7 protein-coding genes are annotated in these 10,453 nt (G+C 60.7%); 6 read left to right on the forward strand and 1 reads right to left on the reverse strand.

What is annotated here, in order from left to right:
* The first annotated feature begins 389 nt into the window (after positions 1–389).
* The 6 genes from EOB59_RS00375 to EOB59_RS00400 all read left to right on the forward strand — a co-directional run bounded on the left by EOB59_RS00375 (position 390) and on the right by EOB59_RS00400 (position 9,672).
* Complete coding sequence (locus EOB59_RS00375; RefSeq protein WP_128287386.1) at positions 390–1,598, forward strand: glycosyltransferase family 4 protein; 1,209 nt, start codon at positions 390–392, stop codon at positions 1,596–1,598.
* The gene (locus tag EOB59_RS00380; protein ID WP_128287387.1) at positions 1,595–2,854 is read left to right on the forward strand and encodes an O-antigen ligase family protein; all 1,260 of its coding nucleotides are present in this window, start codon (positions 1,595–1,597) and stop codon (positions 2,852–2,854) included. Before EOB59_RS00375 ends, EOB59_RS00380 begins: the two co-directional genes overlap by 4 nt.
* Complete coding sequence (gene asnB, locus EOB59_RS00385) at positions 2,854–4,851, forward strand: asparagine synthase (glutamine-hydrolyzing) (protein ID WP_128287388.1); 1,998 nt, start codon at positions 2,854–2,856, stop codon at positions 4,849–4,851. The genes EOB59_RS00380 and asnB overlap by 1 nt, the downstream gene beginning before the upstream one ends.
* Position 4,852: 1 nt before the next feature.
* Entirely contained in the window at positions 4,853–7,084 is a 2,232-nt protein-coding gene (locus EOB59_RS00390) for an exopolysaccharide transport family protein (protein ID WP_128287389.1), read from the forward strand.
* Between the two features lie 183 nt (positions 7,085–7,267).
* Positions 7,268–8,635: a lipopolysaccharide biosynthesis protein gene (locus tag EOB59_RS00395; protein WP_127811190.1), complete on the forward strand. Its 1,368-nt coding sequence runs from the start codon at positions 7,268–7,270 to the stop codon at positions 8,633–8,635.
* A complete protein-coding gene (locus EOB59_RS00400) occupies positions 8,632–9,672 on the forward strand; it encodes a glycosyltransferase family 2 protein (protein WP_128287390.1) in 1,041 nt (346 codons plus the stop codon). Before EOB59_RS00395 ends, EOB59_RS00400 begins: the two co-directional genes overlap by 4 nt.
* A gap of 82 nt (positions 9,673–9,754) precedes the next feature.
* On the opposite strand, the gene EOB59_RS00405 is transcribed toward EOB59_RS00400, so the two are convergent.
* Positions 9,755–10,384, reverse strand: a complete 630-nt coding sequence (locus EOB59_RS00405) for a helix-turn-helix transcriptional regulator (RefSeq protein ID WP_245466793.1) — start codon at positions 10,382–10,384, stop codon at positions 9,755–9,757.
* Between the last annotated feature and the right edge of the window lie 69 nt (positions 10,385–10,453).

The raw sequence follows: 10,453 nt of genomic DNA on the forward strand, positions 1-10,453 counted from the left end.
CCGAGGGCCGACTTGACGGCCCAGCGCAACCACGCGTCAAAGATTTTTTGCCATCAGCGAACCGCGGAGCTCAGGCACCGCGCCGCCGCAATTGGACACTCGAAAACCTTTGACAACCAAGGTGCGCAGACCAGCCACCCGTACCGGCTCAGGCAAGCACCGCGCTCATCCCGCAAGACACGAGTCACATGAACGCTCCGGCAATCGCGAGGGAATCTCGCCTCGCTGGTCGCCACCCTTCCAAACATCCCTTGTGTCATTCAAACGGACGAGGACAGGCACCTGGTGTCCCCCTAGCGTGCACTCGGGCGGCATGCGCTCAGAGGTGATGAAAACCGGGCCATGGCAGCATCGAGAGCCAATCGGCCATGTGCGCTTGGGAGAGGCAGATGAACCCGCACCTGGTCTGCGTAGGAGGCGAGGATCACGCCTTGAGAGTTCCCTTCCTCATCGCGCTGCGAGAGAAAGGCTTTCGCGTTACGGCGGTCTCGAGCGGTTCTCCCGTACCGTTTCTTCGGCATGACATTTCGCATCACAGGTTCTCCTTCGACCGCTTTGCAAGCGGAGGCGGGGAATGGCGCACTCTCCGAACGATGCGCCGCTTGATGCAGGAGCTTCAGCCTGACCTCATCCAGAGCTTCGACACCAAGCCAAATCTGTTGACGCCCCTTTCGGTACGGGGAACTGTTCCGGTCATTCGTACCATCAACGGACTGGGGTGGACGTTCTCATCGCTGGAGCCTCGAGCCCTGGCCTTGCGTCCGGTCTATTGCGCACTGCAATGGCTTGCGTCTTCCTGGACGGCAGCGACCGTATTCCAAAATCGCGACGACCAACTGTTCTTCGAGCGCTTTCAGCTGATCGGCCGCGGAACTTCGCGACTGATACGCAGTTCCGGAATCGATGTCGATGCGTTCGCAACGGTGCGCCATCTCGGGTCCTCAGCAACGAAGATGCGAAAGGACCTCGGCCTTCAGTCCGCCGAAGTGGTGATCTTCGTCGGCCGTTTGACGCGCCAGAAAGGCGTGGCGACCCTTCTCAATGCGATCCCTCGCATCCTGTCCGCAAGGCCCGCGGCGCGGTTTGTGCTCGTCGGCCCACGAGAATCCGAGGGCTCATTCGCAATCGACAAATCGGAGCTCGATCGGCATGCACCTCATGTGCTGGCCTTGGGTCCGCGACGCGATGTCGCCGATCTCCTTGGCATGTCCGATGTATTCGCCTTTCCCACTCAGTATCGCGAGGGGATTCCGCGTGTATTGCTGGAGGCGGGGCTGGCGGGACTCCCCATCGTGGCCTCAAGGATGCCAGGCTGCAGCGACGTCGTCGAAGACGGATGGAATGGCTACCTGGTTGCGCCGCATGATGCCGATGCCCTCGCCTCGCGAACGATAGACTTGCTGTCCGACCGCGCGGCGGCCAAGGCGATGGGCGCCCGTTCTGTTGAACTTGTCCGGAGGCGGTTTGCCCTGCCACTGGTGGTCGACCAGTACTGCGACCTTTACGAAAACACACTCCGCGCGGGGCACATGCGACCGCTCCCTGCCGTCGGGCTTGGAGGCGGCCTCGCAAATCACCGAGGCGGGGCACATCAATGATCCGGGACGCCTTGCTCGCCCTGGGAGTTGCGATGTCTTATGCGACGCAACTGGGTGTTCCGGGATTGCCGCTCGGCTATGGCGAATTGTTCATCGCGATCTGGATCGTTCTGGCGATTGGACGAATACTCGCTGGCGGTCGTCTCCAGATCACACCCGCTTTTGTCCAACTGGCGAGCTTCTGGCTGCTCCTGTCGCTCGCTTTGGGGATCGGCACGATCGTCGGTTACCTGACCACCGTTCTTTATCTGACCGGGCTGGTACATGACGTTATGGCCTATGTGTTGCTGGCAAGCTTCACATGCTTGGCGGCCGCGGAGCCCGACGCCGATCGTCACCTTCGCCGCAGTGCGTGGTGGGTGATCGCCATCGCCAATGGGAGCTTCGTGATTCAGCTGGGACTGGCATTTGGGGTAGCCCACCAGTCCGGCGTCGATCCCTGGTTCTGGGACAGGTTCCGTGGCTGGTCCGAGAACCCGAACCAACTTGCGCTCTATTGCGCGCTTTTTGGCCCACTGGCTTTGCATCTTGCTACGACCACCCGCAACCCATGGGCTCGTTTGCTTGCATTCTCATGCCTGCTCCTGACCTTCTATGTCGGCCGGCTGACGAAGAGCGACACCTATCTCTACACCAGCATCCTGAGCTGCCTCATCTTTATCGGATTGAGGCTTCGTGCATGGATAGCAGCGAGTGGCCGCGCCAGCATGCCCCGCATGGCGGCAATTCTGCTGTTGGCGGGTTCCTTGCCTCTAGCGCTTGCAATGACGCCGTACGCGCTCACCGAAGAGACCAGCGTCGCCAATTTTGCCAAGAACCTCACCAAAGACGAAGGCGGGGAAGGGACCATCGAAACGTTCGAACTCCGGCTCTATTTGTGGCAGGAGGCCGTCGAAAAAGGATTGAAATCCGGGTCGCTGGGACTGGGTCCTGGTCCTCACCTCGAGCGGCCGCCCGTCGCCGACCGTCAATTTCTGCAGCGACCTTTCGAAGCGCACAATACTGTTCTCGACCTTTACCTGCAGGGCGGATTGCTCGCCGTCATCGCGTTGGTCTGGATCGGGGGAGCCGCCATGTGCTTCGCCTGGCGAGGAGGATTCGACGCCCTGCTGGTGCTTGGTGTCTCGACGATAATCTTCAGCATGCCTCACCTGATCATCCGCCATCCAATCGTGTGGTTTTCGCTGGCTTTCTGCCTCGTTGCCGGAAATCCGACCGCACTTCGGCGGCAGCTTGCTGAACCGAGGGTGTCCTAATGTGTGGGATCGCGGGAATTCTATTGGCTTCCGACGCCGCGGACATAAAGCCGCTCGGAGCGATCGGGCGGATGACTGCATCGCTGCGTCACCGGGGGCCGGACGGCCAAGGGCTCTGGATCGACCGCGAAGCTGGAATCGCACTGGGCCACAGGCGGTTGGCAATTGTCGATCTGTCAGCCGCCGGGCACCAGCCGATGCATTCCGCCAGCGGTCGGTACGTGATCACCTTCAACGGTGAGATATACAATTTTCGCGATTTGCGTTGCGAACTCGAGAGTGCGGGCCAAACCTTTCAAGGCGCCAGCGACACCGAAGTGATGCTGTGCGCAATCGAGCATTGGGGGCTTGAGGCCGCCCTCAATCGCTTTGCCGGGATGTTCGTCTTCGCATTGTGGGATCTCAAGACAAGAACCCTGCATCTGGCCCGCGACAGAATGGGCAAAAAGCCCCTCTATGTCGCATCGATCCGAGATGCGCTGGTTTTCGCCTCTGAGCTGAAGGCGATCAATTGCTTTCCGGGCTTTTCTCCCGACCTTGATCTTGATGCCGCCGCGGCAATGCTTTCGACGGGATGGGTACCGGACCATCGCTGTATCTGGCGAAGCGTGTTCAAACTGCCGCCTGGTTCCGTCCTTTCCGTCACGGCGGCGACTTTTGCCGAAGACCGCAGCGCGGACCGTCTTTCCCGATGCGTTCACCGCTGGTGGTCGCTGGCTGACGTCGCTGCCGATGGGCGACGGAACCCCGTCATCGGCACCGACGAAGACCTCATTGACGAACTGGACAACCGGCTTCGGCTGGCTGTGCGGGAACGCATGATCGCCGACGTCCCTTTGGGCGGCTTCCTGTCGGGGGGCATCGACAGCTCAGCCGTGATCGCCTTGATGCAGGCCCAATCCTGCAAGCCGGTTCGCAGCTTCACGATCTCGTTCGCAGAGGGCGGCTTTGATGAAGCTCCATACGCAGCGGCCGTTGCGCGTCATCTGGGTACCGACCACTCCGAACTTCACCTCTCGCCAAGCGCCGCACGTGACGTCATTCCCGAGTTGCCCCAGGTCTGGGATGAACCCTTCGCCGATGAATCGCAAATACCGACCTTGCTTGTTGCCAGGCTCGCTCGTCAGCACGTCACCGTAGCGCTGTCGGGCGACGGTGGTGACGAGTGCTTCGCAGGATACGGCCGCCACTTCATGGCGGAGCGGCTGAAACGACACCTGCACCTGCCCCGACAACTGCGCCGAACCTTGGCGGCGGGGGCAGGTTTTTTCGCACGCGCCGGACGTGACGATGCCGTTGGCAAACTGCCGCTCTCTGCGAGCGCGAGGCATTTTATCCGGAGCGACCGAATGGAACGCCTCGCCCGGCTGCTCACGGCATCGAACGAAGACGAATTGTTTCAGCGGCTGGCGCGGCCACAGGCTGAAAACTTGGGATATCAGCGGCCGACACAACCAACCCACGGCTACGGCGGTCCGCCGCTTGACGACCTGCTCTCCCGTCTTCTGTACGATGACATGGCGGGCTATTTGCCTGGCGATATCTTGGTGAAGCTGGACCGTGCCACCATGGCCAACAGCCTTGAGGGTCGGTGTCCGCTGCTTGACCACCGCGTTGTCGAATTCTCCTGGCGGCTGCCATCCAACATGAAAGTTCGTGATGGCGCCGGCAAATGGATCCTTCGCCAATTGCTACGCCGCTATCTCCCGCAGCACCTGATCGAGCGTCCGAAACAAGGCTTCGATGTCCCTATCGCTGCATGGCTGCGGGGTCCGCTGCGCAACTGGGCCACCGATCTTCTCGCCGACATGCGAACCGAAAGCAGTGACGTATTGGACACCGCGAAGATCGACGCCTGCTGGCGCGATCACATTGATGGCCAGAACCGCTCGCGCGAATTGTGGTCCGCGTTGATGTTCCAGGCCTGGCGGAGCAAGGCCAATCGGCAAGCACAGCAAACCGGCCCAACTCATGAACTCGACCTGGCAGGAGTGTAAGATGGTAGGTTCCGCAATCAGCCCGATCCAGCTGCCACGGGTCAATCAACTACCAGCACCGGTTCTTGAAGGCAGAGTGCACGTGCGGTCATTGCGTGAATATGTCGAGCCGCCCACCGCGTCGCGCCAACTCTTCGTGATTTTGGCAAGGAGAAAATGGTCTATTGTTGCTTTCGCTGTGTTGGGCGGCTTGTTGGCGGGGTTGCTGGGAAGCCTTCGACCAGTTCTCTACGAGTCAACAACCCAGCTTATCGTCGACGCCCCCTCGCGCGGTTCACTGCCCGTCGGCGCCCCGTCTTCGCAGGACCTCGTTGATTCAAGCATAGATGACCACATCACGATGCTATCGTCGCAAGATCACCTGCGCCGCGTCATGGCGGCACTGCGCAAGACAGGTGCGGCGGAAACCGGACAGGACAATTCCGCTAGCAGGAATTCCCGGCTTGAACCGTCTGCCACCCCTCCCCCGAGGACACGCTCGCTTGCCGGCGGTCTACTGGACCGGCTGTGGCCAGGGGCGGACCAGGCAGCCAACGGTCCACAAGCCGAGGATGCCTCCGAGTTGAGAGCTTTGCGGCGAGGCATGCGGGTCGGGCAGGAGCTGCGATCGAGAGTAATCTCCGTCGCTTTCGCCGATGACAGCCCCGCGCGGGCGGCGCTCGTGGCCAACACATTCGCTCAGGTTTATGTCGACACCCTAACGAAGAAAAGGCAGGCATCCGACCAGCAAGAGCTCGATGCAATCACCGCCAGTCTGCCCGGGCTGCAAAATGATCTGCAGGCAGCGGCTGACCGCCTTGAGAAATATCGGCTGAGCCACGGAGCCGTCGACCAAGGCTCGGCGGACAATGCAGCCAGGGAACGGGCCGACCTCAGCCAGCAATTGTCGATGTCAAAGGCGGATCTCGCCGCCGTGGAATCTCGGCTACGGTACGTCCAGCAGCTTCGAGAGCAAGCGGCCACTCTCATCACCCTGGCCGAAGCTATTGGCGCGCCTGAACTTGCCGACCTTGCGGCTCGACAGGCTCTCGCGCCGGCAGACCAGGAACTCAGAGCCACGACGCAAAGCAAGATCGAACAAGGCGTCGACAAGATTGCTGCCGATGCAAACATTTTCCGTGCACAGATCGCCGCTCTCGAAAGCCGAAAGAACATCCTGGATGCGGTCATGGCCGACACCGCCAGCCGGCTTTCCGGTTTGCGGGCTCTCGAGCCGCAGGTCAGCCTGCTGACGCAGCGATATAACGAACTCCTGGGTCGACAACAGGATTTGACGCGGCGTATCGGAGTTCCCTCGGCTGGAATTTCGATCCTGTCTGCGGCTTGGCCGCCGACTATCCCGCAGACATTGCCAGCCATCTTCCTGGTTCCCCCCGGGATGATCCTATTCGCTATCCTTGGGGCGATGTACGTCACGATGCGCAATCATTTTGACCGGACTTTCCGTGGCGAGGCCGAGGCGGAAGCGGTGCTCAAGGTTCCATGTATGGGGCAGATCCCCGAAGCATGCGGAATGCATGCCAAACAACTGCGAAACCTCGTGCTGGGGGAGCGCAGGTCCGCATATAGCCGCGCCGTGACGTCGTTGCTGATCGCGGCGGCACCAAATGCGCTAAGGGCTCGTTCGTCGTACACGGCGCTTGTCACCTCCAGCGTGCCGCAGGATGGCGGGACCGAGCTCGCGTGGAGCCTGGCGCTCGCCGGCACGCGACTGGGCGGTCGAGTCCTGTTGGTCGATCTTGAACGCAAGGGCGTTCAGCTCACGCTCGAGTTCCTGCACCAGTTCAGCGAGCGCAAGAACCGCCATTCCTTCGCTGACTATGTTTGCAATCGCTGCGACCTGGAAGGTGCCGTTGCCAGGCTGCATGAAATCGGGATCGACGTGATGACCGCCGCTCCGTCGGACGACCTGCTGGCGCTGCTATCATGCGAGGACGGAGGCAAAGTGATGGCGGATCTGCACGCGACCTATCGCATCGTGATCATAAACCTGCCGTCGGCGCTGGGGCGGCCGGAAGCCAAATTTCTGCCAGGATGGGCGGACGTGGTTCTTTTCGCCATCCGGTGGAGGAAAACGCCACGCACCCTCGCTCGCGGGGTGCTGGAACTCCTTCAGGGCAACGGTTCTCTTGCAATACCTGTCGGCAGTGTCCTCACGCGAGTGAATCTGAAGAAACATGCCGGATATCGGCTCGAGGACAGCGCTGACCTCTTGCGCGAGCAAATAGCATGACGGCCACAGGCTCGTCCTTGGGCTACGTACGATCCGGGGGCGGTTCATCCAGGGAGCGGCCAGGACGATTCACGGTGCAGCCTGTCAGCAGAGCGCGTCATTCAGGTGAATGATGGCAAGGTCCGGTGTGCATCGTAGGCTCCGGCAATCCCCGATATTTGCCTCCCTCGGAAGCGCGAACCGATGGCACCAAGCGACCTTCTGAGACCCAAGACGGTTCCTGCGGCCGGCACAGCCATCATCGTTGTTCGGCCGAGCCCGATCGGCTCGATCATTCGTGCGGCAAGCGGAGTGTCGGCAATGGCGATTGTCGGCCAGCTCACCCTTCTTGCTGCAATCCCGGTTTTGGCGCGGCTCTATTCGCCGGCTGATTTCGGCGTCTTTACGATTTACCTGTCGATCGTGAATATACTCGCCGGGGTCGCGGCATTGCGCTTCGAGGCTTCGCTCTATGGGGTCAAGGGGAGCGCGCAGGCCTATGTGACGGTCAAGCTTGTTCTCTTGGCTGTGTTCGTGACGACCGTCCTGGCCTTTTCGGCCGGACAGATGCTGTCGAACCTTGCTCCCGATCGCCTCGGCTCGCTCGCCTGGCTCATTCCGATCGGAATGGGAGGCGCAGGTCTGGTCGAAGCCATGAACTGCTGGAGTCTGCGTGCCGGGCTTTTGCGCGATTTTGCTCTCGGGCGCCTGATCCTGCCGGCGAGCATGGCTGCACTGCAATTGGTTTTCGGCATCGCCCACCTCGGCGGCGAAGCCATGATCCATGCGCATATTCTGAGCCAGTTCGTCTTCATCGGGGTGATCGGCTATCGGGTGATGAGTTGGGAGGATTTGCGTGGCATCGCCTGGGCACCTTGGCGTGCGGTATTGGAAAAGGCTCGGCGGGAATACAAATTTCCTCTGTTCGATATTCCCGCAACGCTCGCGAGCATAGCAATCAACAATCTTCCAGCAGTCCTTGTCGGCGGGCTGTTCGGCACCGCATTTGCCGGATATTTGGGCGTGGCCGCGCGGCTGGTCACCGGTCCGGTGACGCTGATCGCCACACCGCTCAGCAATGTTTTTGTCGCCGAAGCAAACCGGAACAGCAATCGTGGACACCTGCTTGGTGTGGCGCGCGGGCTTCTCCTGCTGGCCGCCGCCTTTACCGCGGTGCCGATCTTGCTGCTCGGCCTCGCCGCGCCTTATGTGGTCGTTCCGCTTCTGGGCGAGCCTTGGATGCCCACTGCGGAAATCATGACCGCACTGGCGCTGATGGGCGCGGCACAGGCGTTGTCGACTCCGCTCAGCGACGTTCCCGCTCTGTTACGGCGGCAAGGAACAAGACTGGTCATCGACCTCGCACGGGCGGTTCTCGTGTTTGGCCCGCTGCTCGCCGGCGCCCAGGCGGGCTGGCAGCCAGTCACCGTCATCTATTTCATGGCCGCCGGCGGCGCGTCGGGTTTCGCTCTGAAAATGGCAGCATCACTCTACCTGTTGACCCACGACCCTCAACCAGCAGGCGCTGCAACGTGCGTCCAACATGAATGTCTCGAGGAAAAAACACCATGAATTCGTCGTCGATTGACAACCTTCAAGCGGCAGTTGCGGTCACCCAGCATGACCGGGCCGATGTCTCATGGTCACGCCCTTTCATCTCGGTCGGGATACCAACCTTTCGTCGACCGGATACGATCCGCAGGGCGATCGACAGCGTCTTGGGCCAGGATTACTCCGATTGGGAGTTGTTCGTGAGCGACGACGAGGGACCGGAGGGCGAGACTTGGGCTATCGTGACCGACTACGCACGGAGCGAACCTCGCATCCGCATTATCGAAAACAGTCGAGGTCGCGGTCAGGTGGAGAACACCAACAACGCTATGCTGGCTTGCTCCGGACGATGGATCAAGTTGCTGCATGACGATGACTGGCTTGCGCCAGGTGCACTCAGGACATTCGCCGAAGTTGCCAAACAGTATCCCTCAGTCGCCTTCATGACGTCAGCCGCAAACATAATCGAGGACAAGCGAGTGCGATTTCGCCAAGTCCCCAAGGAGCAGGAACCGATCTCGCTTTATTCCAGCCAGCAGTGCCTGATGGACCTCTATCTGGTGCGTGCGACACGCTGCCTGGGGATTATTCCATCCACATTGTTGATCAACAGCGACGTCATTCGTGCCGGCTGCTTGATGCGCACGCACAAAGAGATTCCGGCCGGAGTGGATCAACTGTTCTTCGTCGATCTAGCCAGCCATGGGGACATGGTGGCGATAAGCGATCCGCTTACCTTTTACGATGCGACGAACCATCCAAGCATTACAACGTCAAAGAGTTTCCGCGAGGTCGACGAAGTGACCCTCGCCGTCAAGCAGCTTAACTGGAATCTCATCAAGGACCGCAACCATCTCCCGCCTCCCGAGACATTGCTGCGGGCATTGCGGGTTGCTCGTATTCCCATGAGGTTCCACCAGCAGTCCTGGTTGACCACGTTCCTGGACGGGATTCAGATCTTCCGGCCTTCCGTCATGAAGGTGGCGGGCTGGCACGTGCTTAACCACGTGTTTGCAATCCGCCCAAGATTGGGCCGGGTGCGCACACGACGGCGGTAGGGTGAGTCTGGCGGACAAGCACGCCAGCAACAGATTGCGCGCGCACAAGCCTGTTGCGCGCGCGCATGGTACGGCCGTTACCTCACGGCAGGACGCATATGCGCCCAAGAAGAGCTACCAGTTCCGCCTGGCGCCGAGTTTCGGTCTTGGCGAACAGCGACGCCAGCTGTGACCTTATCGTGGTCCGGCTCAAGCGCCGCTTGCGGGCTATCTCCAAAGGGGCATCGCCCTGCGCCAAGCGCAGCGCGAGTTGCGTTTCGGCACTCGTCAGACCAAACATTCTTTGCAGCGTCTGGGGATTTGGCCCGGACCTGTTTTCACGATCCAGCAGCGCCACGATACTCGTCGCGTCAGGCGTTGCTATGCCCTTCTCGTTCAAAACCAAGGGCCTGTCGCCCATGCCGCGGATCACCACCCATGAAAGCGTGCCGGGAAGAAAATTCCCCGGCACGTTTGCGATCAGCCGCCTCAGAGCAACCGACACCTTGCCGGCCGTATCAGCTGCCTCGCCCTCGCGCTCCAAGGTGTTTTGAGCGGCTGAATTCCACTCCATGACCTTCCTGTCGCTGTTCAGGATCAGATAGCCACACCCGATGCGATCAAGCATTCCCACAACAGATGCAAGGCTGCTCTGCTTTGGCTCGACGGCCACGCCGTCGAACCTTTGTGGTGCTTGGTGCCAGGCGGAACCATGGCCACCCTGCGTTCTCAAGGCCGAGACGGGCTTTCCCCCGAAACCTCCATATTGGCGACCAAGAACTCCATCATCTTGCCTACCAAC

Source organism: Mesorhizobium sp. M7A.F.Ca.MR.176.00.0.0, from assembly GCF_004023165.1.
Lineage (GTDB): Bacteria > Pseudomonadota > Alphaproteobacteria > Rhizobiales > Rhizobiaceae > Mesorhizobium.